The organism is Streptomyces chengmaiensis (assembly GCF_029846775.1).
Taxonomy (GTDB): Bacteria; Actinomycetota; Actinomycetes; order Streptomycetales; family Streptomycetaceae; genus Streptomyces; species Streptomyces chengmaiensis.
Window position 1 is genome coordinate 136,142 of record NZ_JARWBG010000012.1, and the last position, 24,952, is coordinate 161,093.

Annotated in this window: 29 protein-coding genes and 2 pseudogenes; 14 read left to right on the top strand and 17 right to left on the bottom strand. The window is 70.5% G+C overall.

Going from position 1 to position 24,952, the window contains the following annotated elements:
- Positions 1-129 precede the first annotated feature (129 nt).
- The gene (locus QCN29_RS13315; RefSeq protein WP_279928078.1) at positions 130-1,209 is read left to right on the top strand and encodes a MerR family transcriptional regulator; all 1,080 of its coding nucleotides are present in this window, start codon (positions 130-132) and stop codon (positions 1,207-1,209) included.
- Positions 1,210-1,222: 13 nt separating this feature from the next.
- Here the strand turns inward: QCN29_RS13315 and QCN29_RS13320 are convergent, their stop codons facing one another.
- Complete coding sequence (locus QCN29_RS13320) at positions 1,223-2,470, bottom strand: helix-turn-helix domain-containing protein (protein ID WP_279928079.1); 1,248 nt, start codon at positions 2,468-2,470, stop codon at positions 1,223-1,225.
- 155 nt (positions 2,471-2,625) lie between these two features.
- On the opposite strand from QCN29_RS13320, the gene QCN29_RS13325 reads away from it, so the two are divergent.
- From QCN29_RS13325 to QCN29_RS13335, 3 genes are read left to right on the top strand one after another with little or no spacing between them, the layout of a single operon-like run.
- On the top strand, positions 2,626-2,991 hold the full coding sequence (locus QCN29_RS13325; RefSeq protein ID WP_279928080.1) for a hypothetical protein: 366 nt from the start codon (positions 2,626-2,628) through the stop codon (positions 2,989-2,991).
- Positions 2,988-3,350, top strand: a complete 363-nt coding sequence (locus QCN29_RS13330) for a hypothetical protein (protein ID WP_279928081.1) — start codon at positions 2,988-2,990, stop codon at positions 3,348-3,350. The genes QCN29_RS13325 and QCN29_RS13330 overlap by 4 nt, the downstream gene beginning before the upstream one ends.
- Positions 3,347-3,550: a hypothetical protein gene (locus QCN29_RS13335; protein ID WP_279928083.1), complete on the top strand. Its 204-nt coding sequence runs from the start codon at positions 3,347-3,349 to the stop codon at positions 3,548-3,550. The genes QCN29_RS13330 and QCN29_RS13335 overlap by 4 nt, the downstream gene beginning before the upstream one ends.
- A gap of 195 nt (positions 3,551-3,745) precedes the next feature.
- On the opposite strand, the gene QCN29_RS13340 is transcribed toward QCN29_RS13335, so the two are convergent.
- Both QCN29_RS13340 and QCN29_RS13345 read right to left on the bottom strand, forming a co-directional pair.
- Positions 3,746-4,366, bottom strand: coding sequence for a YdeI/OmpD-associated family protein (locus tag QCN29_RS13340; RefSeq protein WP_279928084.1), 621 nt, complete (start codon positions 4,364-4,366; stop codon positions 3,746-3,748).
- Between the two features lie 60 nt (positions 4,367-4,426).
- Positions 4,427-5,371 carry an alpha/beta fold hydrolase gene (locus tag QCN29_RS13345; protein WP_279928112.1) on the bottom strand — a complete coding sequence of 315 codons (945 nt, stop codon included), beginning with the start codon at positions 5,369-5,371 and terminating at the stop codon, positions 4,427-4,429.
- A gap of 192 nt (positions 5,372-5,563) precedes the next feature.
- Between QCN29_RS13345 and QCN29_RS13350 the strand changes: the two genes are divergently transcribed.
- Positions 5,564-6,532 (top strand): helix-turn-helix transcriptional regulator, encoded by a 969-nt coding sequence (locus QCN29_RS13350; RefSeq protein ID WP_279928085.1) that lies wholly within the window; start codon positions 5,564-5,566, stop codon positions 6,530-6,532.
- Positions 6,533-6,852: 320 nt separating this feature from the next.
- Here the strand turns inward: QCN29_RS13350 and QCN29_RS13355 are convergent, their stop codons facing one another.
- Together QCN29_RS13355 and QCN29_RS13360 are read right to left on the bottom strand one after the other, a co-directional pair.
- Positions 6,853-7,530: a formylglycine-generating enzyme family protein gene (locus tag QCN29_RS13355; protein ID WP_279928086.1), complete on the bottom strand. Its 678-nt coding sequence runs from the start codon at positions 7,528-7,530 to the stop codon at positions 6,853-6,855.
- Between the two features lie 46 nt (positions 7,531-7,576).
- Complete coding sequence (locus tag QCN29_RS13360; protein ID WP_279928087.1) at positions 7,577-8,437, bottom strand: helix-turn-helix transcriptional regulator; 861 nt, start codon at positions 8,435-8,437, stop codon at positions 7,577-7,579.
- A gap of 136 nt (positions 8,438-8,573) precedes the next feature.
- Between QCN29_RS13360 and QCN29_RS13365 the strand changes: the two genes are divergently transcribed.
- Both QCN29_RS13365 and QCN29_RS13370 read left to right on the top strand, forming a co-directional pair.
- Positions 8,574-9,377 (top strand): alpha/beta fold hydrolase, encoded by an 804-nt coding sequence (locus QCN29_RS13365; RefSeq protein ID WP_279928088.1) that lies wholly within the window; start codon positions 8,574-8,576, stop codon positions 9,375-9,377.
- Between the two features lie 124 nt (positions 9,378-9,501).
- Positions 9,502-9,624 (top strand): annotated as a pseudogene (locus tag QCN29_RS13370) (imine reductase family protein); the annotation flags it as partial.
- Here QCN29_RS13370 and QCN29_RS13375 read toward each other — a convergent pair.
- The gene (locus QCN29_RS13375; RefSeq protein WP_279928089.1) at positions 9,576-10,487 is read right to left on the bottom strand and encodes a helix-turn-helix transcriptional regulator; all 912 of its coding nucleotides are present in this window, start codon (positions 10,485-10,487) and stop codon (positions 9,576-9,578) included. The pseudogene QCN29_RS13370 and the gene QCN29_RS13375 overlap by 49 nt on opposite strands.
- Before the next feature lie 157 nt (positions 10,488-10,644).
- On the opposite strand from QCN29_RS13375, the gene QCN29_RS13380 reads away from it, so the two are divergent.
- The 4 genes from QCN29_RS13380 to QCN29_RS13395 all read left to right on the top strand — a co-directional run bounded on the left by QCN29_RS13380 (position 10,645) and on the right by QCN29_RS13395 (position 14,910).
- The gene (locus tag QCN29_RS13380; RefSeq protein WP_279928113.1) at positions 10,645-11,064 is read left to right on the top strand and encodes a DUF2000 domain-containing protein; all 420 of its coding nucleotides are present in this window, start codon (positions 10,645-10,647) and stop codon (positions 11,062-11,064) included.
- Between the two features lie 286 nt (positions 11,065-11,350).
- On the top strand, positions 11,351-12,265 hold the full coding sequence (locus QCN29_RS13385) for a LysR family transcriptional regulator (protein ID WP_279928090.1): 915 nt from the start codon (positions 11,351-11,353) through the stop codon (positions 12,263-12,265).
- A 341-nt stretch (positions 12,266-12,606) separates the two neighbouring features.
- Positions 12,607-13,851 carry an alpha/beta hydrolase family protein gene (locus QCN29_RS13390; RefSeq protein WP_279928092.1) on the top strand — a complete coding sequence of 415 codons (1,245 nt, stop codon included), beginning with the start codon at positions 12,607-12,609 and terminating at the stop codon, positions 13,849-13,851.
- An 87-nt stretch (positions 13,852-13,938) separates the two neighbouring features.
- Positions 13,939-14,910: a zinc-binding dehydrogenase gene (locus QCN29_RS13395; protein WP_279928093.1), complete on the top strand. Its 972-nt coding sequence runs from the start codon at positions 13,939-13,941 to the stop codon at positions 14,908-14,910.
- A 355-nt stretch (positions 14,911-15,265) separates the two neighbouring features.
- Here QCN29_RS13395 and QCN29_RS13400 read toward each other — a convergent pair whose 3' ends face one another.
- Positions 15,266-16,015 (bottom strand): HAD family hydrolase, encoded by a 750-nt coding sequence (locus tag QCN29_RS13400; protein WP_279928095.1) that lies wholly within the window; start codon positions 16,013-16,015, stop codon positions 15,266-15,268.
- Positions 16,016-16,017: 2 nt separating this feature from the next.
- Positions 16,018-17,007 carry a GntR family transcriptional regulator gene (locus tag QCN29_RS13405; protein WP_279928096.1) on the bottom strand — a complete coding sequence of 330 codons (990 nt, stop codon included), beginning with the start codon at positions 17,005-17,007 and terminating at the stop codon, positions 16,018-16,020.
- A 196-nt stretch (positions 17,008-17,203) separates the two neighbouring features.
- Here QCN29_RS13405 and QCN29_RS13410 point away from each other — a divergent pair, with 196 nt between their 5' ends.
- Entirely contained in the window at positions 17,204-17,371 is a 168-nt protein-coding gene (locus QCN29_RS13410) for a hypothetical protein (RefSeq protein WP_279928097.1), read from the top strand.
- A gap of 55 nt (positions 17,372-17,426) precedes the next feature.
- Here QCN29_RS13410 and QCN29_RS13415 read toward each other — a convergent pair.
- The 3 genes and pseudogenes from QCN29_RS13415 to QCN29_RS13425 form a co-directional block, all read right to left on the bottom strand.
- Positions 17,427-18,738: pseudogene (locus QCN29_RS13415) on the bottom strand (GNAT family N-acetyltransferase).
- A gap of 25 nt (positions 18,739-18,763) precedes the next feature.
- The gene (locus QCN29_RS13420; protein WP_279928099.1) at positions 18,764-19,753 is read right to left on the bottom strand and encodes an asparaginase; all 990 of its coding nucleotides are present in this window, start codon (positions 19,751-19,753) and stop codon (positions 18,764-18,766) included.
- 64 nt (positions 19,754-19,817) lie between these two features.
- Entirely contained in the window at positions 19,818-20,462 is a 645-nt protein-coding gene (locus QCN29_RS13425) for an RsiG family protein (RefSeq protein WP_279928100.1), read from the bottom strand.
- Positions 20,463-20,581: 119 nt separating this feature from the next.
- Between QCN29_RS13425 and dtd the strand changes: the two genes are divergently transcribed.
- Positions 20,582-21,019 (top strand): D-aminoacyl-tRNA deacylase, encoded by a 438-nt coding sequence (dtd, locus tag QCN29_RS13430; RefSeq protein WP_279928101.1) that lies wholly within the window; start codon positions 20,582-20,584, stop codon positions 21,017-21,019.
- A gap of 4 nt (positions 21,020-21,023) precedes the next feature.
- Here the strand turns inward: dtd and ygfZ are convergent, their stop codons facing one another.
- Genes ygfZ through QCN29_RS13445 form a run of 3 tightly spaced genes read right to left on the bottom strand, consistent with a single transcriptional unit; the run spans position 21,024 to position 23,096 of the window.
- The gene (ygfZ, locus tag QCN29_RS13435) at positions 21,024-21,989 is read right to left on the bottom strand and encodes a CAF17-like 4Fe-4S cluster assembly/insertion protein YgfZ (protein ID WP_279928102.1); all 966 of its coding nucleotides are present in this window, start codon (positions 21,987-21,989) and stop codon (positions 21,024-21,026) included.
- A 10-nt stretch (positions 21,990-21,999) separates the two neighbouring features.
- Positions 22,000-22,482, bottom strand: a complete 483-nt coding sequence (locus tag QCN29_RS13440) for a Fur family transcriptional regulator (RefSeq protein WP_279928103.1) — start codon at positions 22,480-22,482, stop codon at positions 22,000-22,002.
- 41 nt (positions 22,483-22,523) lie between these two features.
- Positions 22,524-23,096: an FABP family protein gene (locus QCN29_RS13445; RefSeq protein ID WP_240139682.1), complete on the bottom strand. Its 573-nt coding sequence runs from the start codon at positions 23,094-23,096 to the stop codon at positions 22,524-22,526.
- Positions 23,097-23,562: 466 nt separating this feature from the next.
- Between QCN29_RS13445 and QCN29_RS13450 the strand changes: the two genes are divergently transcribed.
- Positions 23,563-23,925, top strand: a complete 363-nt coding sequence (locus QCN29_RS13450; RefSeq protein ID WP_279928105.1) for a DsrE family protein — start codon at positions 23,563-23,565, stop codon at positions 23,923-23,925.
- A 73-nt stretch (positions 23,926-23,998) separates the two neighbouring features.
- Here the strand turns inward: QCN29_RS13450 and QCN29_RS13455 are convergent, their stop codons facing one another.
- The 3 genes from QCN29_RS13455 to QCN29_RS13465 form a co-directional block, all read right to left on the bottom strand.
- Positions 23,999-24,283 (bottom strand): DUF3099 domain-containing protein, encoded by a 285-nt coding sequence (locus tag QCN29_RS13455; protein WP_240139684.1) that lies wholly within the window; start codon positions 24,281-24,283, stop codon positions 23,999-24,001.
- A 164-nt stretch (positions 24,284-24,447) separates the two neighbouring features.
- On the bottom strand, positions 24,448-24,735 hold the full coding sequence (locus QCN29_RS13460; protein ID WP_240139685.1) for a DUF1416 domain-containing protein: 288 nt from the start codon (positions 24,733-24,735) through the stop codon (positions 24,448-24,450).
- 35 nt (positions 24,736-24,770) lie between these two features.
- Positions 24,771-24,952: sulfurtransferase (locus QCN29_RS13465; protein WP_279928106.1), on the bottom strand; the 182-nt coding region annotated here is incomplete at its 5' end.

Genomic DNA, 24,952 nt, shown 5'->3' on the forward strand with positions numbered 1-24,952 from the left:
CACGCAGCCTCCGACCGAGCGGGAGACCATCAGACGGGGCTAAGCGGAGCACTTGGTTGACCTTCACCTTGGGGGAGCCCACAGCATCAGTGGGGCCAGGCGGCGTGCCTGGCATGAGGAGGAACGAGCATGGAGTTGCTGACCATCGGGACGTTCGCGAAGGCGTCCCGACTGTCCCCAAAGGCGCTGCGTCTTTACGACGAGCTCGGTCTGCTGACTCCCGCTCGCGTCGACCCGGTGACCGGCTACCGCCTCTACGCACCGGAACAACTGGATCAGGCCCGGCTGGTCGCCTGGCTCCGACGGCTCGGGATGCCTCTCGCCCGCATCCAGCACATCTGCACGCTGGATGCAGGTCCGGCAGCCGAAGAGATCCGCGCGTTCTGGGCCCAAGTCGAAGCCGACACCGCCGCACGGCGGGACCTGGCCACCTTCCTCATCGACCACTTCTCCTGGAAGGACCCTGCCATGTCCCCGATCGCCGAGCCCCTGGGAATCCGTTACGCCGCTCTTTCCGACACCGGCCTTGTCCGCGAGAGCAACCAGGACACCGCCTACGCAGGGTCCCGTCTGCTCGCCGTCGCCGACGGCTACGGCAGCGGAGGTGCCCCCGCAAGCGCCGCCGCTGTCGACGCGCTCAAGAGCCTCGAAACCGACAGCATCCCGGCAAGCAATCTCCTCAGCGTCCTCGAAGACGCGATCGACCAGGCCAAGCAGGCCGTGCACGGCATCTCCGGAGTCGGCCCTTCCTCCGAAGCGGCCGGGACCACGCTCACCGCGATGCTCTGGACTGGATCGCAGCTGGCCCTCGTCCACATCGGTGACTCCCGCGTCTACCTCCTACGCGATGGAGAGCTGTTCCAGATCACGCACGACCACACCATGGTCCAGTCGATGGTCGACGAAGGACGCCTCAGCCCGGAAGAAGCCGCCTCCCACCCCCAGAGGTCACTGCTGATACGAGCCCTGGGGCCAGGAGCCGATGCCACCCCCGACATGCGCCTTCACGACGCCCGGCGGGGAGACCGCTACCTGCTCTGCTCCGACGGTCTGTCCACCGTCGTGTCGACCGGAGAAATCCGCCGAGTGCTCTCCCATATCAGCGAGCCCGAGCAGGCGGTCCGCGAACTCGTCGCCCTCGCCAACGGCTCCGGCGGCCCGGACAACGTCAGCTGCGTGGTCGCCGACGTCATGGAGTTCCAGCAGTAGGAGAGAGCGACATTCACTTCGAGCTGCACCAGGTCCCATACTCGTCGAGCAAGCTGCATACGTCCGGTGCGTCCGCGTGAGTTTGCAGGTGCCGCAGCATGACGCGTGAGCGCTCGGCGGTTCGCTCGCTCGCCACGTCGACAGCCAGCACCCGACGCGCCTCCTGGGCAGCCTGCTCCTGCTCGTTCGCGTCGGCCAGAGCCACAACAAGCCATGAGCGGTACAGGGCGACTTCCCGCGCGTGCGTCGCGTCGTAGCCAGCCAGGGCGCTGCTCAGCAGCGGCACGGCTCGAAGCGGTCGCCGCAGTTCCGTGTAGACACGCGCGTCCATGACGCTGAGTTCCTCGTCACTGACCCAGTAGGACCACTGCGGAGCATCGTCGCTGCTGGCCTCTACTGAGAGTGCCTCGTGCGCCTCTCCGAGTGCCCTCATCGCCGGTTGGGACTCCCTGGCTCGGGTGTGCGTCCAGGCGATGCGGTCGAAGAACAGTGCCCGCGCCTTCGGGTGGGCGTCCGGCCCTGCCTCGTCCAGCGCTGCGCGCGCAAGGTCGACGCCTTCCTGTTCCCTGCCGATGTTGCTCCACTGGTAGGCAAGCGAGCCTGCAAGGTGGCCGACAAGGGCCCGGTCCCCTGCTTCACGCGCGGCGGAGATGCCCAGCCGGTACGCCTTCTCGGCTCGGTCGTGGTGCCCGGCGTCGCTGGCAATCCATCCAGAGATCTGGGCGAGCTCGCCAATCTGGATGAGGAGACCCCGCCCAACATCCTCCGTGTGGCTGCTCTCCCGATAGAGACGCACAGCAGAGCTCAGCTCGCGGAAAGCGGGGGCGAGCAGGTCGCCTCCGGCCAGCACATCGTCGGCAAGCCTCAGCCCATGAACCCTGCCCGCAAGACTTGTCACACTGTCCATCGCAATGCGTTGCCCGCCACCAGACTCCAGAGGCAACAGCAGATCGTCCGGCGGCAGCAACTGGCCGAGCGTCTCAGCAGGGCTGAGCGCCTCAACGGGCAGCGGCTCTCCACGCGCGTATGACGCTGCACGCTCAAGGTCGCCCGCCGGTGTCCCAAGTGCCTGGGCGATCATCAGTAACCAGCCGTCCGGCACTCGTTCGCCGCGTTCCCATCGGGACACCTCATTCCGCGTCAACGTGGACAGCCCCGACAGCGCACACAACTGGTCGGCAAGTTGCCGCTGGCTCTTCCGCGCCTCGCGCCGTAGCCGCGCGAGATATGCCCCGAAGTGCTTCCGTCGTACGTAGCTCACCCTGGCCCCCTCTCGAATCCCAGTCTGGCCCCTCCCTGGCCCCCTGTCTGGCCCCCCTCACCGATCAACGGGGGCGATTCGATGAAGAGACGCAGTACCCCGGCGACCGCGCGAACGGTCCCGGGGCGTGGCCAACGCTTTGGAGGAGCGTCGACATGACCGACCTTATCCGTGTGCTCGCCGTGTGGGCGAGAGTGACCTTTGGGCCCCGTGACGGGGGACAGCATCGTGCCCGCCGGGCCGTCCGGGCGCATCAGCCCGTGATGAACGGTCCGGCCGTGCCGATGGCCGCTGAGCGGCGTGGGGGCAGTCCGGCGGGGCTTCCTGAGGTGCGGTCGCCCTACGGACTGGATGAGCCGTTGGACGGCGGCGCGGCGGCCCTGGTGCGTCCGTATCTGATCGAGCATGAGCGGCGGCGGGAGCGGGCTCGACAGCAGAGGCGGCGGCTGACGCTGGTCCTAGCGGTGGATTTCGGCATCGACCTTGACGCGCACGTGGTCGGCGCGGAGGGTGCCCGATGACCAACTCGCCTGAGTCTCCTGAGGCAGAGGTGTGTGAGGTGTGCGGGTCGACGGCGGGACCTCTGGCGACCGTCACGACCGACACGGCGGGCGGCGTGCGGCACCGCGCGGTGTGCCAGTCGTGCGCGGCGGGCGGTGTCGGCAGGGAGACGGTGAGGGTGCGGCGGGCGGCGCGGATGTGCGTGCGGTGCAACACGCTGACGTCGCAGCCGGTGGTCGTCTCCGAGGTACACGCAGGCTCCGGCCCCGGCTTCAACGTCTACGCCTGCCCCGAGTGCGCACCGCACCTTCCGGTGCTGCCGGACGCCCTTGATCTGCTGGAGTCCGGATGGCGCAAGCGGACGGAGGGCGGGCGGTGAGCGCGGCACGCACCGTCGCCCAGGTACGGGCAGACGCAGAGCGCTCCGGGCGGTCGAGTGAGTGCGAGATGGGCGAGCACTCCTTGTGCCACCCGCAGGACGTCTACGCCAGCGGCACCCGCCACCGGGGAGAGCGGCCGCTCTTCACCCTCCGGTGCGCCTGCGCCTGCCACAAGGCCCCGCCGCCGGACGGCCGATAGCGCGGTCCCAAGAGTCGGCTGCCCATCCCTCGCATCGGTTCCTTCCCTTCCAGGCGGAACCACTGGGGGCGGGCGGTCGCGGTGAGACAGCCCCTGGAAGATCACTCCAGGGGCTGCCTGCTGTCTTGGGCCTATCTAATGCCTTGAGGGTTCAGGTGGCGGCAGTCGTGGCACTCGGAGTCTTCGCGTCCGAGGTCAGCCCTGGGCTTGCCGCCCGTTCGCCGCCTCGGCGACGACGGCCGCGATTCGGCTGGCCCGCGTTGCCGGCCGCGCCGCGCTGACGATCCACCACAGCATCCGCTTGCGGGCGCTCGCGGGAAAGCGGTCCCAGTTGGCCCGTGCTTGAGGGTGTTGGTCGAGCAAGGTGGCGAGGTCGGCGGGTTCTTCGAGGTCTTCGACTTGGTCGGAGATGGTCCACCATCCGTTCGCCTTCGCCGCGTCGATCGCAGCTCGCCCGGCGTCCGTCATGAGGCCGCGCCGTTCCATTTCGGCGGCGCGTCGGCGGTTGAGTCGGGACCAAGGGCTCTTGGCTCTTCGGGGGGTGATCAGCTGGAGGCCGCGGTCGTCGTCGAGGGGGATGGCGGTCGAATCGATCCACCCGAAGCAGATCGCTTCTTCGACTACTTCGGGGTAGGGGCATCGCGGTCGGCCGGTGCCGGTACGCCACGAGCACAGCCACACGCCGCGGGTCGACGTGTGGTTGTGCTCGAGCCACGATCGCCATTGCAGCCGAGTCTCGACGTGGTAGATCGGGTAGCCGAACTTCCACGTGGCGGGGTGCTCGGACGCCGACGGTCCGGGTTGCGCAGAGGTCACGTATGCCTTCGGTGTCGAGCGGAACGGCCACTTCCCGGATGCCGGCCTGTCATATCGCGGTCAGCTGGCATCCTGCTGTTCCAGCCACTTCAAAATCACTTGGTTCGTTTCTTCCGGCTTCTCTTGCTGGATCCAGTGTCCGCAGTCAAGGCTGACCACCTCCACGTTGGGCACGAACTCCGCCAGGTTCTCACCCCGTGCGACCAGATCCCTGTCGCCATAGATCATGAGTGCGGGCTGTCGGATGATCGGGTCCACGTCTGCCAGAAGGCGCCAGTTGCGGTCAAGGTTCCGGTACCAGTTGATGCTCGCCGTGAATCCTGTTGATTCGAAGGACGAGACGAAGACGGCCAGTTCGCTGTCGCTCATGAGAGGCTCACCGAGCGGTGTTCCTGCTCTGGCGAGGTTGATCATCGCCATTCCTGGCTGAGGCTCGCTCGCCGGCTCGTTCTTCCGGTACATGTTGCGAAGAAACTGGAACGTGTGTTCTTCGAGCACCGCGTCCGCGACGCCAGGCCGTCGATTGAAGTGGACAAAGTAGAAGTCGTCACCAAGCGTGGCCTCCATGAATTCCAACCACGGTTGTTCCCCGCGCTCGGGATAGGGCAAGCTGAGCGCGACCACTTTGTTCACCCTATTGGGATGCAGGAGAGTCAGTCCCCACACCACAAATGCTCCCCAGTCATGACCTACGAAGGTGGCGTCTTCGTACCCATAGTGATCGAGAAGTGCGATGAGATCGCCCGACAGGTGTTCGATGTCGTAGTCGGTGACTTCGCTGGGACGGGATGAATTGCCGTAGCCCCGTTGGTTTGGGACGATGACGTGGTAGCCGGCTGCGGCGAGGGCGGACATCTGATAGCGCCAAGAAAAGGCGTGCTCTGGCCAGCCGTGACAGAGAACGATGGGCTTTTCCGCACCTCGCTGTCCGGCCTCGAAGACTTCGAGTTCCACGCCGTTGACTGGAATTCGGGTGGGCTTGGGAAAATCGTTTGGGTTGAACACTTGCACGCCCTCTTTGTCTGTTCGGATTGTCAGGCGACGGAAGGTGACCGTGGAGCCCCGAAGATGGCGCTGCGGACCTCTGATCGACCTTGGGCCGGCGCGGTCGTGAGGCTCGTTGTTGAAGTCACGTCGCCATCATGACCACCGAAACAGGTCATCTCCTGAGCGGTTTGATGTGAAAGTGTCGTTGGCATGCGAGCAGACCGGCTGGTGGCCATCCTCCTCCTCCTGCAACAGCGAGAGCTGGTGACAGCAGCGGAGGTCGCCCGAGAGCTGGAGGTCTCCGAGAGCACCGCCCGCCGTGACCTCGACGCTCTGGCCATGGCAGGGGTCCCCGTGTACTCCGCGCAGGGCCGAGGAGGTGGCTGGCGCCTCGTGGGCGGCGCCCGCACCGACCTGACCGGGTTGACTGCTGGGGAGGCCAGGGCGCTGTTCCAGGTGGCCGGCCCGGCCTCGTCGGCGAACCCGGCCGCGAAGGCCGCTCTGCGCAAGCTCGTCCAAGCCTTGCCGGAGCCCTTCCGAGTACTGGCACAGGCAGCAGCGTCGTCGATGCTGGTGGATCCTCATCGATGGGGTGTGAGCCGGTTCGAGCGCACAACCCCGCCGTTCCTCGACGACATCCAAGACGCGGTGATCAGTGGCGTCCAGATTCGGCTTGGCTACGTCGACGGCGACGGCTCCGTAACCGAGCGGATCGTCCACCCGCTCGGCGTTGTCGCCAAAGGACCGATCTGGTACCTCGTCACTCACACTGACGCCGGTCGACGGACGTTCCGGATCGACCGCGTGTCATCCGTCGAGCCGATCGACGATCCCGTGCACCGACCCGAGGGGTTCGACCTCGCTGAGAGCTGGAGGGAGATCGCCGACGAAGTCGACCGAAAGCGAACACCCCTCGAAGTCCAGGCCGTGTGCACTCCCGAAGGGATCGGCAAGCTCCGAATGACGCTTGGGGACCGGCTCGAGGTGGGAGGTTCCACGATCGACGGCCGCATCGAGGTCGTGATCCGCGGCTACAACGAGTACGCGCTCGCGGGCGAGCTCGCCGGACTAGTCGAATGGCTCGAAGTGACCGGCCCACCTGGTGTGCGGGACCACCTCACCTTGATCGGCAACGCGCTCATCGAGCGATACGGCCGAGGCAGCCCCCACGGCCCCTGAGGTTCCCGCCCCGCACCTTGTCCACTTCACCAGTAGCCTCGCCATAGCCAACGGCGAAGACACCCCCCTTGGACCCTGCCAGCCGACGGCGACGGTGAGGAGTCGGGCGGAGCACCCGATCACCAACCTGTTCCACTCGACCGTAGTCGCCGCAGGTCAGAGCCTCGGCCCGGCCACCACTTATCCGGGACAGGGCAGTTGCCGGCAGGGATGACGACGGGGAACCGATCCACAACTGCCTCTCCGGGCGTGAACCACGGGCGCCGCGGGTCAGGGCCCGGCCTGCCCGGACCCGTCAGGACGGGCGCGCACGGCACGGGTCAGCCCGGGAGGGAACGCGCGATGCGGAATCCCACGTCGTCGACCCGGAAGGCCGGGTGGCTGCGGCGTCGCGCGGAGGCCCGGCAGCTCCAGTGCTCGTCGAACCAGCCGCCGCCGCGCAGCACCCGGTAGGCGCCGTAGACCTCGGCGTCGTAGACGTCCCAGCACCAGTCCCAGACATTGCCGAGCATGTCGTGAAGACCCCACGGGTTGGGCCGCTTGCCGCCCACGTCGTGGATCCGTCCGTGCGAGTTGCCGCGGTACCAGGCGATCTCGTCGAGCGGCCCGTAGTGCGGTCCCGTTGTCCCGGCACGGCAGCCGTGCTCCCACTCCGCTTCGGTCGGCAGCCGGTACCCGTCGGCGGACGCGTCCCACTCGACGCCTTCGCCGTCGCCGTCGCCGTGAAGGCGGTAGGCGGGTGCGAACCCGTCGCGCTCCGACAGGGCGTTGCAGAATCGGACCGCGTCCCACCAGGAAACGCTCTCGACGGGCCGCTGCTCCCCCTGGGCGGCGCTCGGCCGTCGTCCGGTGACCTCTGCGTACAGTGCCTGGGTGACCGGGAACGCCGAGAGTTCGCAGGGTTCGAGCTCGACCGGCCAACTGCGTTGCGTCCGCCGGTCGGACAGTGTCACCCGCCCGGGCGGGACGGCGATCATCTTTCCCACGCTCGCTCCCATGGGCAGATGATCCTACCGGGCGGCTGCCTCCCCGGTGTCCGTGCGCTCAGCGGGTCCGGGTGAACTGCCCGGTGCCAACGACCTTGAGCAGGGCGAGGCGTTCGGCGGTGTCGCCGCCGACGGGCGGGGTGCAGAGGATCACCCGCTGGTCGCCTTCCGGGGCGAGCAGGACCTGGCAGTCCAGGTCGACCGGGCCGATCAGCGGGTGCAGCACGCGCATGCGCGCGGCCCGGCGTACGGCGACCTCGTGCAGCTCCCACAGCGCCCGGAACTCCTCACTGGCCTGCCGCAGACGCTCGACCAGACGCGTCGCGGCGGGGTCACCGGCGCGCCGGGCTGAGGACGCCCGCAGGTCGGCGACGTGCAGTCGGCTGTAGTAGTCGTGCTCCTCGACCGGGTACGCGGTGCGCTGGGCGGGGTCGGCAAACCAGCGCCAGACGATGTTGCGGCCGTGCTCGGACACCGTGCACACCCCGCCGAGCAGTGCCTCGGCCATGGCGTTCTGGGCCAGCACATCACCCAGGTCGCTGAGTATCTGCACCGGCGTGGCGGGAAGCTGGTCCAGCAGGTGGAGCAACCCCGGGCTCACATGGTCGCCGGCTGTGCGGGCGGCGGGCGGTCGCCGTCCCGCGAGGAGATGGAGGTGGTCGCGTTCGTCGTCGGACAGGCGCAGGGCGCGGGCCAGCGCGGCGAGCATCTCAGCGGAGGGCTGAGGGCCACGGCTCTGCTCGAGGCGGATGTAGTAGTCGGCCGACATCCCGGCGAGCTGGGCGACCTCCTCGCGGCGGAGACCGGGGGTCCGGCGTCGCGGGCCGGCGGGAAGGCCCACGTCGTGCGGGCGCACCCGGTTGCGTGAGCGGCGCAGGAAGTCGGCGAGTCCGGCTCTGTCGATCGTCATGACGATCATCCTGCACAGGTGTTCCGCCGCTCAGCCAGGGACCGCCGATCCCAGGCTGAGGAGGTCTCTCCCGGACCGCACGCCGCGGCGGCAGTGTGAGTCGGGCCGGAGCAACGGGCCCCGGCAGCCACACAAGGAGCGTTCCATGGCCACCATCGCCGTCGACGGCGCGCACGTCCACTACGAGAAGACCGGCTCGGGCCCCGCGCTCGTCCTGGTCCACGGCACCGGCTCGGCGGGCGCCGCCCTCAACTGGGGGCAGATCGCGCCCCGGTTCGCCGCACACCGCACCGTGATCGCACCTGACCTGTCCGGCGCCGGCGCCACCGTCGACGACGGCGGCCCGCTGACCGTCGAGCGGCTCGCCGCCCAGGTCATCGCGGTCATCGAGGAAGCGGCCGACGGACCGGTCGACCTGCTCGGCTTCTCCATGGGAGCCACCGTCACCGCCGCCGTCGCCGCACTCCGGCCCGACCTGGTGCGACGGCTGGCCCTGGCGGCCGGCTGGGCCCACACCGACGGCGACGAGTACCTGCGCAGCCTCTTCACCCTCTGGCAGGAACTCGGCGACGCCGCCCCCGCGTCGTTCGGCCGCGCCCTGGCGATGACCGGGTTCAGCCGCGGCTTCCTGAACACCATAGGACGCGACCAGTTCGAGGCCCTGATGCCCAACATGCCGCCCACCGAGGGCACGCTGCGCCATATCGCCTACGACCTCACGGTCGACATCCGCGAGCTGCTGCCCCGCATCCAGGCGCCGACCCTGGTCATCGGCGCCACCCAGGACATCACCGTCCCCGTCGAGCACAGCCGCGCCCTCCACACCGCGATCCCGGGCAGCAGCTACGCCGAGATCGACGCGGGCCACGTCATGCTCTTCGAGCAGGAGGACCTCTTCGTCAAGCTCGTGACGGACTTCATCGAAGCCCCCGCCGCACCCGAGGCGTGACCGCCGCCGCGGCACCCACTTTTCTGTGGGTACCTGTCGGTGCGGCGGGAGGGCGCTGAGCTGGTGGGGACCGGTCGGAGGGCCGCCCGACCCGGGCGGGGCACCGGAGGTCGGACATTGCGCGTCCGGGGCCCATGGCATCGACGCGGGCGTGATGCGCGCGGCCGAAGGCCTGACCCGCCGCGCGATCGGACGGGGTCATGGCGGGGACGGATTCAGCCGGATCGCCGAGTTCCCGGGGCGTCGCGGAGGAGGCGCCGCGGCGTAGCGGCCGGGGGTGGTGCCGAGGATGCGCTTGAAGTGGCGGGTGAGGTGGGACTGGTCGTAGAAGCCCGCCGCGGGCGCGACCTCGTGGGGCGGGCGGCCGTCGAGGAGGAGGCGGCGGGCCAGGTCGACACGGCGGGAGACGACGTACTGGTGCGGGGCGATGCCGAAGGCGGCGGTGAAGGCACGGACGAGGTGCGTCGGATGGGCGTGGAGCTGACGGGCGGCCTCCGCCAGGCCGAGGCCCTCGACGAGCCGTGCGTCGAGGAGGTCGCGCAGGTCGCCGGCGACGCCGCGGCCGAGCGGCCCGTAGCCGAGGGACGCACCGCCGCCGAAAGCCGCGCCGCCGTCCAAGCCGCCGCCGCCGAAAGCCGCGCCGCCGGAAGCCGCACCGGGACGCAGATGCATCCGCAGCCGCTCGCTGATCAGGGCAAGCCGGCTCTCCGCCTCCAGTTCGTCGCCGCGGTGCGCAAGAACCGTGTGGAGCCGGCCGACGCGACGGCGCAGCAGCGGGTCGACGAGGTCCGGAGTGTCCACGGCGGGCCCGATGAAGCGCTCGTCGAGCTGTGTCATGTCGAGGTAGACGACGCGCTTGCGGAAGCCGCGGGGTGTGGCAGGCGAGCCGTTGTGCGGGATGTGCGGCGGGAGCAGGGACACGGTGTCGTCCGGCGTGCCGTGCCGATGGCGGTGGAGGTCGTAGCGGACCGCGCCGTCGTCGACGATCAGCAGCGTCCAGGCGTCGTGGACGTGCATGGGGTACGCGTGCTCGGTGAAGCGGGCGTGCAGCACTTCCACGACGCCCGCGACCTGCGGACGCCAGGCGGAGACCTCCTGCCGGGACGCCATGCAAAGAACGTACAAGACCGCCCGGGGGTCCTCCCGGCAGTCTCAGGGCATGAAACACCATGATCACACCGCCGACACCGACCACACCGACCACACCGCCGAGATCACCGAGATCACCGAGATCACCGAGATCACTGTCATCACCGACACCGCCGACATGCCGCCGGTCCGCTTCGACACGAAGATCGCGGTTCTGCTGCGTGCGGACCTCGAGCCCTGGCAGCGGCTGAATGTGACCGCGTTCCTGGTCAGCGGGGTCGGCACAGCGGAGCCCGAGGTGATCGGCGAACCCTACGCGGACGCGGACGGCACCGCGTATCTGCCGATGTTCCGCCAGCCCGTGCTGGTCTTCGAGGGTGGGAAGGAGACGCTGACCGCGGCGCACAACCGAGCGCTGTCGCGCTCGCTGCGGACGGCCGTGTTCACCTCGGATCTGTTCCGCACGGGCAACGACCGGGACAACCGCGCGGCGGTACGGGCCGTGGGCGGGGACCAGCTCGATCTGGTGGGGCTGGCCGTCTACGGGCCGCGCAACCAGGTGGACAAGGTGCTCAAGGGGGCCCGTATGCACCCCTGAGGCTCAGGCGGGCTCCTTCATACGCCCGGTCCCTTCGATCTCTTCGATCTCTTCGATCCTTTCGGTTCTTCGGTCCACGTTCCTTCGGTCCACGTTCCTTCGGTCTACGTTCGTTCGGTATGCGGTGGTCGGCACCCGCCGACCGCCTTCGCCCGGTGTCCGGACGGGGACGGAGGCAGTCGGCCGGGTTGCCGCCTGGGTCGGCCCTGCACTGATCGTCGCCAAGCGGGCGACCCCAGTCAATCCTCGGATCTACTCCTCAAGTCCAAGCATTAGCTTGGGTGTTGTGACTCTCGACGATCTACGTGTCTTCGTCGCCGTGTGCCGGGCGGGCAGCCTCAGCGCCGTCGCCCGGGAGCTGGACTGCACCCAGTCGGCGGTCAGCCAGCATGTGCGGCGGCTGGAGCGGGAGACCGGGGTCAGCCTGCTGGAGCGCCATGCGCGGGGCGTCCTGCCCACCCCGGCGGGACGGGTGCTGTGCGACGCGGCCGCCGGCGGCATCGCCGGGCTGGACTTCGCGCTGCGCCGCCTCGGCGACCTGGCGCGCGGCGAGAGCGGATCGGTGCGTGTGACGACGGGCGCGACCACGGTGCGGCACTTCATGTCGGAGGCGATCGTCGCGTTCCGGCAGGCCTATCCGAAGGTGAGCCTGGAGTTCCGTACGGAGAACTCCAGCAGCAGCTGCTTCGACGCGCTCGCCGCCAGCGAGCTGGACCTCGCCTGGATCACGGTCGGCGGCCCGGTGCGCGGCATCGAGCAGCGGCCCGTCGTCGAGCTGCCCTGGGTGGCGGCGGTCCGCGCCGACGACCCGCTCGCACGCCGTGCCCGCGTCGAGGTGTCCGACCTCCCGGGCATCCGGCTGATACGGCTGCCGCGGAACTCCACATCCGGGGCCCGGCTCGACGCCGCCCTCGCCGAGCTGGGCATCCGGGTCAGCTCGGACACCAGCGTCGCCGACTGGGACACCGCACTGCTGCTCTCCGAGCTGGGCCTCGGCCATGCCGTCGTACCGGCCCTGCCCGGCTGGCGGGTGCCCGGCGACGCCGACGGGCCGCTGAGGCTCATCCCCGTCCCCGCGCTGCCGCCGCTGCCGGTCGGGTGGGCCGTACGCCACTGGGACGCGCTGCCCCCGCTCGCACGGACCTTCGCGGACATGGTGGCCCGCAGCTGCCGGGAGCGCGCGGCGTCCGCGCACGGCTGACTCCGCGCCGCGCTGCCTGGCGGGAGCGGGACTGGCCGTGGACGCGCCTCCGGTCCGGCGAACCCGACGCGAGCGAGCGGCCAGTGCGGGGACGGCAGGCCTTCCTCGGCGCGCACAGACAGCAGGCAGACGCATGAGCCGTATGGCTGAACGCGCGGCGCGCCGAACTGCGTCCGCAGGAGGAATGCCATGCGACCGGGGTCGTACGGGCCGGCGGCCCCGCGTGCGCCGACCGCGGGTGACGGAACATCAGTCCAGGTCACAGACGCGGCCGTGCATGGTTCGGATCGCGACCGCAGACTGATGTGCCGACCGCGCCGCCGCGCCTAGCGTCCTGGGCCATGCCGAGACTTTCACGCTCCCTCACCCTGGCGGGCACCGCGCTGCTGGCGTTCGCCGCGCTGCCGCTGGAGGCGCAGGCTGCTTCTCCGACTCCGCCGACGGGCTCCCCGCCGACCGGCTCTTCGCCGACCGCGTCCACACTGGCGGCCTCCGTCACCGACGTACGGACCCGGCTGCCCCGCCCTGCCGGCCCGTACGCCGTCGGCCGCGACACCCTCCATCTCGTCGACCCCAGCCGCCCGGACCCATGGGTGCCGGAGGCCGGGGCGCGTGAACTGATGGTGGAGATGTACTACCCCGCCCGGCACGGCACCGGACGTCCCGCCCGGTACACGACGACGGAGGAGGCCCGGCTGCTGCTGGAGGCCTATGACATGGCCGACGCCTTCCCTCCGGAGACCCTGGGCGCCACCGCCGTCCACGGCCGAGTCGCCGCCCGACCCGTGCACAGCGCCCGGGGCCGGTATCCGCTGGCAGTGCTCTCCTCCGGCTTCGGGGCGCCGCGTTCCACGCTCACCGGCCTTGCCGAAGACCTGGCCTCCCGCGGATATGTGGTCGCCGCGGTGGACCACGCGTACGAGTCGGTCGGCACGGCCTTCCCCGGCGGCCGGATGCTGACCTGCGTGGCCTGCGAGAAGGTGCGAACCGGTGAGGACCGGGACGCCCTCGTCCAGGGCCGCGGCGACGACGTGTCCTTCGTCCTCGACCGACTCACCGGGCCCCGCCCGGCCTGGCGGCACGCCGCGCTGATCGATCCCCGACGGATCGGCATGGCCGGCCACTCGATCGGCGGCGCAAGCGCGGCCGCGGCCATGGCGGGCGACCGCCGGGTGCGCGCGGGCGTCAACATGGACGGCGCCTTCGGCAGCACGGCCGTACCCGCCGAGGGGCTCGACGGCAGGCCGTTTCTGATGCTCGGCACCCATGACGAGACCCACCTCCCCGGCGGCACGGACACCAGCTGGGACGAGGCGTGGGAGCGGCTGGACGGCTGCAAGCGCTGGCTGACGGTCGCCGAATCGACCCACTACAGCTTCTCGGACCTGCCCGCCTTCCTGGACCAACTCGGGCTGCCTCAGCCGGGTTCGGGCGGCGGGCAGCCGCCGCTGCCCGGCTCCCGCGCACTGGAGATCACCCGTGCGTACACGGCGGCCTTCTTCGACGCCCATCTCAAGGGCATCCCCCAGCCGCTGCTCCGCGGCCCGTCCGCCGGCTATCCGGAGGTGTCGTTCCACCGTCCTTGACCTCTTCTCACCGCCCTTGACCTCAACCTCACTTCATGTCTGAGGCTTGCGCACGGAAGCAGATGCGAGCAGAGGAGTGCGGACGATATGCGTGCGGTGCAGGCGAAGCGGTTCGGGGGGCCCGAGGTGCTGGAGGTGGCCGAGGTGGCGGAGCCGGCCGCCGGAGTGGGGCAGGTGGTGGTCGAGGTGGCGGCGGTCGACACCCTCTTCCTGGAGACGCAGATCCGGTCGGGCGCGTTCGCGGAGCCGTTCGGGGTGCGTACGCCGTATGTGCCGGGCGGCGGCGTCGCCGGGACCGTGGTCGCCGTCGGCGACGGAGCCGACGGAGCGTGGCTCGGGCGGCGGGTGGTCGGTTCCGTGGGCGTCCGGGGCGGATACGCGGAGAAGTCCGTCGCCGCCGAGTCGAGGCTGGTCGCCGTGCCCGACGGGCTGGGGCTGCGGGAGGCCGCGGCCCTGGCGCACGACGGGGCCACCGCGGAGGCGCTGCTGGAGGCGACCGGACTCGACGCCGGGGACACGGTGCTGATCCTCGGGGCGTCCGGAGGCATGGGGACGCTGCTGGTCCAGCTCGCCAAGGCCGCGGGAGCCGAGGTCGTCGGAGTGGCGCGGGGTGTGGAGAAGACCGGCCTCGTCAAGGAGCTGGGGGCGGACGCCGCCGTGGACGCGACGGCCGGGGACTGGACCGAGGCGGCACGCGCCGCCCTCGGCGAGGGCGGCGCGGACGTCGTACTGGACGGCGTCGGAGGCGAGATGGGCCTGGCGGCCTTCGGACTCCTCGCGGACGGCGGGCGGTTCTCCGCGCACGGCGCGCCGACCGGCGGCTTCGCCGAGATCGACCCGGCGGAGGCGGACAGCAGGGGCGTCAAGCTGACGGGCATCGCCGAAGTGCAGCTGGCCGACGACGCCTATGTGCGGCTGCTCGCCAGGGCTGTCGCGGCCGCCGCCGAGGGCCGTCTCCACCCGGTGGTCGGCGGGACGTTCCCGCTGGAGCGTGCGAGTGACGCCCATCGCGCGATCGAGGAGCGGAGTCTGCGGGGCAAGGTGCTGCTCACTGTCTGAGCCCCGACGCCGGACGTTGGCCCGCCGTCATCCGGACCTCGTCCCGCCGCCATCCGGACCTCGTCCCGCCGCCATCCGGACCTCGTCCCGCCGTTGTCCCGCCGTCATCCGGCCGTCATCGGCCGACGTCCACGATGAGGCCGAGGGCGAGGGCGGGCACGCAGTCCGGCCGACCCGCCCGGTTCGGGCCGCGCCCGGCGTCCGGCGTCCGGCGTCCGGCGGTTTCGCCGGGGCCGGGCGGCAGGCCGGACCGGCCAGGCGTCCCGGGGTGCGGGCGCGGCACGGAACTCTCCTGAGCTGCGGCCCCTCATGTCACCACGGTTCAGCTGATGTTCCTCTGAGGGCAGTTGCCCGCTCACAGCCCCAGTGCCCGTGCGGCGGAGGTGAATTCGCCCATCGACGCCGCCACCGGCCCGCCGCCGGCCGCACGCAGCCGCCGCCGGCCCTCCTGCGAGCGGTGGTAGCCGCAGAACGGCATGGACAGCGCACCCGCGGCCAGCAGGTCGGTGACCGTGTCGCCGACCATCAGATGGTCCTCCGCCGGAATGCCGGGGATCATTGCCCGGCGCAGCGGATACGGGTCGGGCTTCATCAGCGTGGCGTCGCGCGGTCTGCCGACGACGGGCCCGTCGAGGCAGTCGAGCAGAGCCTGCCGCTCAAGACAGCGCACGGCCGCGTCCGCGCAGTTGTTGGTGGCGACGGACAGATGGCGGCCCGCGGAGTGCCAGAGGCGGATGAAGTCCGCCGCGCCCGGCGTCGGCGTCGCGGTTTCGGCGGCCTTGCGCTCCCAGGCGTCGAGCGCGTCGTGCATCTCGGCGACGGCGCGCCCCCGGCGGCGCCCGACGTCTGAGGTCCCGTCCCGCTTCAGCTCCTCCGTGTGACGCAGCAGTACGGCGATGGGGTCGGCACATCCGCTCAGCTCGGCCAGCGGGCAGCCGTGCCCGTCGGCGATCCGAAGCAGTTCCCCGGCGATGCGGTCGGCGGGCGCTCCGGCGAAGACGGAGGCGACCGGCCCGTCCAGGTCGAGGATGAGGCACTTGGCCCGGGACAGGGCGCGCCGCAGGTCGACGGGGGCGAGGGAGGCGACGGGGGGCAGGGGCAGCACGGTCAGAAGTCCGCCTTCTTGGCCTTGTTCTTCCAGGTCTGGTCGAAGAATTCCTGGGCGTCGTGCACGATGCCGGCCTGGGTGGGGTCGGCTGTGGCACGGAAGGGGAACAGGGTGGCCCCGGTGCCGTATGCGTCGAGGATGGTGACCTCTTCGTTGTCCGGCGGGAGGGTGACGGTCCCCTCTTCCGGGATGTAGAAGCCTTGCAGCGCCAGTCGGCGGTTCAGAATGTACAGCTTGAGCTGAGGGGCGGTTTGCACCTGCCGGACCTCGACGGAGACCTTCGGCACGAAGCCCCGGTTCCGCAGCTCGTACAGAGCCTCCCTGAGCATGGTGGCATGTGCCTGGAGGATGCCTCGCAGCCGCTCGCGCACCCGTGGGTCGTCCGTGCCGTCGGTGCGCCGGGGTATCGACAGATGGGGTGACCTGGCGTCCGGCAGGATGAGCCGGGCCCGGATGCTGCGCGGGGGGCGGCTGCGGCCGGAGACGATGCGCGCCTTCTGGTCGGTGACGCGGGTGGCGAGGGATTCGGTGGTCATCGAGTAGACGTCGAGGGTGACGTCCCGCGCGGCGAACGCCTCCTCCAGATAGGGCGAGAGGACCACCGGCGGAACCCGTTCGGAGACCACGGCCCAAAGCTCGTCGCCGTCCGCCCCGTCACCGTCAGCCCCGTCGCCGTCAGCCCCGTCGCCGTCAGCCCCGTGGCCGTCCCTCGTGTCCTCTCCTTCGGCAGGGCGGGCGAAGGCCGGCGGGCGCCTCTTGACGAAGGTGCCGCTTCCCTGACGGGTGACGATCAGCCCCCGTTCGCGCAGCAGATCGAGTGCCTGGATGACGGTCGCCCGGGATACCCCGTACTCCGAGGCCAGTTCGCCCTGCGTCGGCAGGCGCTCCCCCGGGCCGTGGGCACCGCTGTTGATCTTCTTGCGCAGCTCGTCTGCGACCCAACGGTAGCGGTAGGTCGCATCGCTCGGACCGGGCCCATGAGTTGTCACCCTACAACCCTACAACTGCCCATCCGCCGACAAGAGGCGGCAACCCGACACCGTCAACCAACCCCAACAACCAGACAAGTTTGCAGACAGCCCCTCGAAGGGAAACAACCCATCAAGTCAACCGAACTAATTTGTACGGGAGTTGACACAACGAGGTGCAAGCCCGGCAGCGAAGCCCCCGAAGGAGTGACCGTCCATGCCTCTCATCACGCTCGCCATAGAGCAGTTCGTGCAGTGGCGTTACGGCTTCACCGCCGCGCTGGGTGTGACGCTGCTGAGCATCGGGCTGAAGACCGAGAACGGCACCTGCGCCGGCATCGGCGGGGTCCTGCTGATCGCCCCGGTCCTGCAGACGGGGAGCTGACCCGCGGAGGAACCGCGGGCGCCTCACCGGCGATCAGCGGGCGTCCCTCCGGCGATCAGAAGACGTCCGGGCACCACGGCCGCCTGGCCGTGCGGAACAGCACATCGGCCGTCCCCGCCGCCCCGGCCGTCTCCTCCGTCACATGGCCCAGCGCCGCCAGCCGCACCGCCGACTCGTCGCCCAGCCAGAGCGACCCCAGCGTGCCGACGTCCAGGGTCAGATCGGGCGACGCATCGGTCGGTGCGCAGCTCGCGCCCTCCGGGCCCGCGTCCAGCCGGAAGCGGCCCCCGGCCAGGCCGGCCTCGTCCCGTACGTCCAGCACGACGGAGCCCGGCACGGGATACGTACGCGCCTCAAGGGCCCGTACGACATCGAGGAGGCGCACCCACAGGAAGTCCGCGACGAACATCAGCCGTGCCGCACCTGTCCGGGAGCAGCAGCGGCAGCACATCGTCCGGGGCCCGGAAGCCCGAGGTCACGGCCGTCACCCAGTCCACGGAGCAGACGAAGTGCCACAGTGCCCGCTCCGCCGCCGGGGTCACCGCGATCAGGTCCTGCACCGTCGCCGTGTTCTGCGGCTGTCCGGACTCGCTCCACTTGTCGTCGGCCCGGTAGGCGACGAGCCCCTCGACATCCCCGGACGCCGAGCGGTAGAGCGCGTAGTACGGCTCCTTCCACGGGTCGTAGTCCACCGTGAGCTCCCCGGTGGCGAGCTTCCAGCCGTGCTCGGTCCGGTTGACCACGCCATGCCGCTCCGCCCGCAGCCGCTCGTGCAGCGCGGGCCCCTCCTTGCGCACCTCGTCGGCCGTGGCGAGGTCGACCCGGCCGCCGTCCTCGGCCGAAGGCCCGGGCCGGCGCGGATCGAGTCCGGAGCGCGGCACGTCGACCGTCCACTCGGCGACCGAGACGGCCGGCCCGAAGCCGAACCGCCCGTAGATCGGATACTCGGCGGCGATCAGGGTGGAGACGACATCGCCCCGCTCCTTCGCCGCCGCGAGGTCCTTCGCCATCATCCGGCTGAGCAGCCCGCGGCGACGATGCGTGGGCGAGACGCTCACATTGGTGACCGCGCTGGCGGCCACCGCCGCCCCGCCCACCGCCGTGATCTCCTGCGGGAAGGAGCGGAACGTCGCCACGCACCGGCCGTCGTCGAAGGCGCCCTGCGTGCGGTCGATGACGACGCCCGAGCGCCGGGTCTCGACATCCCGGTCGGTGGGCGTCGGGGCGCGCAGAAAGCCGGTGTTCAGGACCCGGAGCCAGTCGGGGAACTCGGAGTCGGTCAGCGTGCGTATGTCGATCGGCGTGCGTGTCCCGGTCGGCGTCCGTGTCCCGGTCGGCGTCCGTGTGTCGGCGTGCGCATGCGTCATACGGCTCACGCTAGAGCGGCGGACCTCAGAAAGTCGCGCGGATTTCTCCGACCTCTGCCCCGCCGCCGAGCAGCGGCATCCGCCCGATCCGGCCGACCACGGGCGCGTCGAGCCCCATCCGCGCGAGGGCCCGGGCCAGCACCGGGCCCAGCACGCGGATCGCACCGTCGTCGATCTTGAAGGCGAGTGCCCGGCCGTCGGGGAGCGCCACCGCCTGCACCGCCTCCGCGCCCATCTTCGACAGCGCGCCGGGCACCTCGCGCATCAGCCAGGTGTCGGGGCGCCGGGTGCCGGCCACATACTCGGGGTGGGCCCGCATCGCGTCCGCCACCCGGCGCTCGGCCGTGCCGGGCTCCGCCAGCACGAAGGCCCGGTAGGCGCGGGCCAGGCCGGTCAGGGTGATCGCCATCAGGGGCGCACCGCAGCCGTCCGTGCCGACCGCGGTCACGGGCTCGCCCGCGGCCTCCTCGACGGCCGTGCGGACCAGTTGCTGCAGCGGGTGCGCCGGGTCGAGATAGCTCTCCAGGTCCCAGCCGTTGAGACGGCAGGCGGCGAGCATCGCGGCGTGCTTGCCGGAGCAGTTCATCGCCACCTTGTCCCGCACCTGGCCCGCCGCCAGATAGCTCTCCGCCTCCGCCGTGTCCAGCGGCAGATCGGCCGGGGTCCGGAGCTCGGCGGGGGTCAGCCCGTGTTCGGCGAGCATCTTGCGTACGAGGTCGAGGTGGAAACCCTCGCCGGAGTGGCTGGCGGCCGCCAGCGCCAGCCGTTCCCCCGCGAGGTCGAGCCCGGCGCGCAGCACGGCGGCCGCCTGCATGGGCTTGTTGCTGGAGCGGGGGAAGACCGGGACCTCCGGGTCGCCGAGCGTCAGCTCCACACCTCCGTCGGCGGCCAGTACGACCAGCGACCCGCGATGACGGCCCTCGACGAATCCGGAGCGCACGACTTCGGCGAGCACCGGGGATATCGGGGACGCCGGAGAAGAGGGGGATATCGCGGAGGTGGCGGAGGAGGACATCGTCGGCCTTCCAGTGGGGGGTGGACCCGCCCTGTCAGACCCGGGCCCGGTGGGGCCCCTGCCGTCAGCCGAGCAGGTCGTCTACTTGTGCTTCTCCCTCACGGTACCTGCGGGCGATCTCCGCGCTGCACCCGTCGGCGGTCCGCTGGAGCAGCTGGCGACGGCGTGAGACCTGCTGTTCATGGCGGATCAGCCGCCCTATGGCCGTGTGCAGTTCCTCGTCCGTGCGGGCGTCAAGGTCGGACAGCTCCACCTCGTCCAGCATCTCGGCGGCCAGCCGCCGGTACTCCTCGCCGTACGGCGTCGACAGCGTCACATGGCGGGCGGACGTACGCTGCCGGGACGGGGCGTCGGCCAGGATCTCCGACAGCCGGTCGACCACCGGCGCCTCCGGGTCGCTGCGGTGGGCCAGCTCGGCCCGCAGGATGTCGATGCGCCCCTGGAGCAGCCTCCGCAGATAGCTGAGATCCGCCTCGTCGCGCTGGGCGTCCCGGCTTAGGGTGCGCAGCTCGTGCAGTTGCAGGGCGGGCAGCTCGTACCGCGGGGGATCAGGGAGCTCGCCCGCCGTCCGCTGCTGGGGCGGCTTTCTCAGGCCGTGGCCGGACGGGAAGTCCGACGTACGCTCAGCGGCGGCGAAGTCCGGCCTGCGGTCCGCTGCGGGAAGTGGTACGGGCCCGGCGGCGGAACGCCCGGCGTCCGAAATGCTCATATGCGTGTGTCCGTCCCCTCGACCGGCGCATGGAAGCACCGACTCGGTGCATCGTGCCACTCCGAATGCGCCGGATGCAGGCGGTCCGCGCCCCTTCAACCCCGGATAGGTTGATCCGCATGCGTGCAGTGGTACAGAGGGTCGACGGCGCGAAGGTCGTCGTCGCGGGCGAGTCCGGGACAGAGACCGTCGGCGAGATCGTCGGCGAAGGGCTGTGTGTGCTGGTGGGAGTCACCCACGGGGACACCGAGGAGAAGGCGGCGCAGCTCGCCCGGAAGCTGTGGTCGGTGCGGATTCTCCAAGGGGAGAAGTCCTGCTCCGACGTGAATGCACCCCTCCTGGTGATTTCGCAGTTCACCCTCTACGGGGACGCCCGAAAGGGCCGTCGCCCCACCTGGAACGCTGCCGCGCCCGGAGGGGTCGCGGAGCCCCTGGTCGACGAGGTGGTGGCACAGCTTCGCGCGCTGGGGGCGAGAGTGGAGACCGGGCGGTTTGGCGCGGACATGCGGGTGTCTCTGACGAACCACGGGCCGTTCACGATCCTGGTGGAGGTCTGACGCCTCAGGGCTGGACCACGGCCTCCTGCGCCGCAGCCGTCTCCCCCGCAACCAGTTCCGCGTCCACCGGAACGTTCCGCTTGACCAGCGCCAGCGCGATCGGCCCCAGCTCGTGGTGGCGCGCGGAGGTGGTGATGAAGCCGAGCTGGCGGCCGTCCTCGCCCTCCGACGCCAGCCGTACGGGCGTGCCGTGTCCGGGCAGCTGCACCTCGCTGCCGTCGAGATGCAGGAAGACCAGCCGGCGCGGCGGCTTCCCCAGGTTCTGGACGCGGGCGACGGTCTCCTGTCCCCGGTAGCAGCCCTTCTGGAGGTGGACGGCGGTGCCGATCCAGCCCAGCTCGTGCGGGATGGTGCGGTGGTCGGTCTCAAAGCCGAGGCGCGGCCGATGCTGCTCGACGCGCAGCGCCTCGTACGCCCAGATCCCGGCGAGCGGCCCGTGCCCGGCCGCGTAGCCCTCCAGATCGGCCCGCGGCAGGAACAGATCGCGGCCGTGCGCGGTCTCCCGGACGACGACGCCCTCCGGCGCCTCGGCGATCGACCCGGCCGGCAGATGGACCACCGCGAAGTCGTCGGTCCGGTCGGCGACCTCGACCCGGTAGAAGAACTTCATCGACTCCAGGTAGCCGATCAGCGCCTCCTGCGTGCCCGGCTCGACATGCGCCCAGACCGTCTCGCCGTCGTCGACGAGATACAGCGCATGCTCGATATGGCCGTGCGCGGACAGTATCAGCGCCTCGGCAGCCCGGCCGGGCGGAAGCTCGCTCATGTGCTGGGTGAGCAGCAGATGCAGCCAGCTGAGCCGTTCCTCGCCGGAGACGGTGACGACGCCGCGGTGCGAGAGATCGACGAGACCGGCGCCGTCGGCGAGTGTGCGCTGCTCGCGGAAGAGGTCGCCGTAGTGCGCGGCGACGCCTTCGTCGGGCCCCTCGGCGGGGACTGCGCCGGGCAGGGTCAACAGAGGGCTCTTCATGGCCCCCAGCCTACGACCCGGCGGTCGACCCCTTCGCGGGGCTCCTCGCCGCCTTTGCTGCGCCCTCCCGCAGAGCCTTCGCCGTGCAGTTCTCACACCGGCCGAAGATCGCGAAGTGCTTGAGGTCGGTGTCGAAGCCGAAGCTGTCGCGGAGCTTGGCGGTGAACTCCTCGGCCACCTCCACATCCGCCTCGATCACCTCGGTGCAGTCCCGGCACACCAGATGCAGATGGTGGTGGCGGTCCGCCAGGTGGTACGTGGGAGCGCCGTGCCCGAGATGCGCATGACTGACCAGGCCGAGCTCCTCCAGCAGCTCCAGCGTCCGGTAGACGGTGGAGATGTTCACGCCGGAGGCCGTCTTGCGCACCTCGGAGAGGATGTCGTCCGGCGTGGCGTGCTCCAGCACATCCACCGCTTCCAGCACCAGCTGGCGCTGGGGCGTCAGCCGATAGCCGCGCTGCCGAAGATCGCTCTTCCAGTCGGTGCTCACCACGCCACCAGTCTAGGGACCGGGACCTACTTAGGGACCGGGACCTACTTGAAGAAGGCGATTCCGTCGTCGGGCAGCTCGGGCAGGCTGCGCGCCATGGCGGCCACCTCGTCGGGCGTGACGACCTTCTTCAGCTGCGCCGACATATACGGCCGCAGCGGCACCTCGGGGGTGGCCTTCTCGCCAACCCACATCAGATCGCCGTTGACATAGCCGTACAGCCGCTTGCCGCCGCTGTACGGGCCGGAGGCGGCCGTGCGGGCGACCGCGTCCGTCGCCAGGTCGATCTGCGGCTTCTTGTCGGCGAGCTCGCCGTACCAGACCTCGACGATGCCCTGGTCGCGGACCATGACGACCTCGACCTTGCGCGTCTCGTCGACACGCCAGTAGCCGCTCTCGCTCTCCAGCGGCCTGACCTTCTTGCCTTCGGAGTCCAGGACCCAGGTGCGCGAGACGTACTCGATGAAGTCCCGGCCGTCGTGGCTGAAGGTCACGGACTGGCCGAAGTTGCACTTCTCGGCGCCGGGGAAGTCCGATACGCCCGCGCCTTCCCAGGTCCCGAGGAGGAATGCGAGGGGGACGAGGTTCGGGTTGAGGTCGGACGGGATCTCGATCATGAGCAGCTCTGGCGATCTCTTGAGGTACGGGCGGTGAACGCGCGCGTCAGCGCTGACCCTGGTACAGCTTCTTCACGGCCAGCCCGGTGAAGGCGAGAACGCCGACGCAGACCAGGACCAGCAGGGCTTCGAAGAATGCCTCAAGCACGGGGTGCTCCTCGGATGAGCGGTGTGGGCGATGACAGGGCCGGTCCCCAGCCTAATGGGTGGCGGACCGGACCCCGGTGTGAGGTACGACCGGCCGGACCGGCAGCCGGAACCGCACGGTTCGGCCGGGCAGCTGGTTCCGCACGACGACCGTCTGGTGGAAGGGACCGCGGCCGCGCCGCCCGCCCTCTCCTGAACGATCAGAGCCAGCGTGTCGCCCGCCAGGACATACGCCTGGCGCAGCTGCGTGCCGCCTGAGCAGACAGGTGACCACCGGGGGACGGACCCGTGTGCAACGTCGCGGATTACAGTTCGGCGTATGGCGAAGAAGCTCGTGATCAAGGTGACCGCAGGGGCCGACGCACCGGAGCGGTGCTCGCAGGCCTTCACGGTGGCGGCCGTCGCCGTCGCCAGTGGGGTGGAGGTGTCGCTCTGGCTCACCGGGGAGTCCGCGTGGTTCGCGCTGCCCGGGCGGGCGGCGGAGTTCGAGCTGCCGCACGCCGCCCCGCTGCCGGAGCTGATGGAGTCGGTCCTGGCGGGCGGGGGCGTCACCCTGTGCACCCAGTGCGCGGCGCGCCGGGAGATCACCGAGAAGGACGTGATCGACGGTGTGCGGATCGCGGGGGCGCAGGTCTTCGTGAGCGAGGCGACGGCGGACGGCGTCCAGGCGCTGGTGTACTGACCGTCACAGCTCGCGTACTGACCGGCACTGCTGGTGTACTGACCGGCGCCGGCCGGCCGCGGCCCGTGAAGCCCTATCGGCCGCCCGGCTTCTTCTTGCCGCCCGGCTTCTTCTTGCCGTCCAGCTCGTCCCACCACTCGTCGGACTGCGGGTCCCCGGAAGGCGCGTCCCACCAGCGGTCCTCCGGGCCGCGCCGGTTGGCGACCACGGCGGCGAGCGGTGGGATGGCCATGGCGACCAGGCACATCGCGACAGCCGCGGGCACCGACCAGAGCCGTACGAAGGCCCAGGAGGACACGAAGAGGACGAGGCACACGCCCATCAGCAGGAAGTAGGCGTGACGGCGTCGCGCGTACATGTCTCCAGGCTACGACCGGGTGGGCTTCGGAACGACCGAAGGGCCGCACCCCGTTCCCAGTGGCGTCCAACCCCGGGGGTGCGGCCCTTCGGCCGGTATGCGGTTGTCCGGTCGGCTGTGCCGGCCGTTCAGATGATCACTCGGGCGATCACTCAGATGATCGCTCAGACGGCGATGGCGACTTCCGCCAGGCCGCCCTTCTGGGCCACGACCGTGCGGTCCGCCGTGGCGCCCGGGACCAGTGCGCGCACGGTCCAGGTGCCCTCGGCCGCGTAGAAGCGGAACTGACCCGTCGCAGAGGTGGGCACCTCCGCGGTGAACTCCCCGGTCGAGTCCAGCAGCCGGACATAACCGGTGACGGGCTCGCCGTCGCGGGTCACCTGGCCCTGGATGGTGGTCTCACCGGGCTTGATCGTCGAGGCGTCGGGGCCGCCGACCTGCGCTCCACACATGTTCTCTGTCCTGTCCTAGAGGTCGGGGTCCGGGATTACTTGTTCGCGCCGAGCTCGATCGGCACGCCGACGAGGGAGCCGTACTCGGTCCACGAGCCGTCGTAGTTCTTGACGTTCTCCACACCGAGCAGCTCGTGCAGCACGAACCAGGTCAGCGCGGAGCGCTCACCGATGCGGCAGTAGGCGATGGTGTCCTTCGCCAGGTCGACCTGCTCCT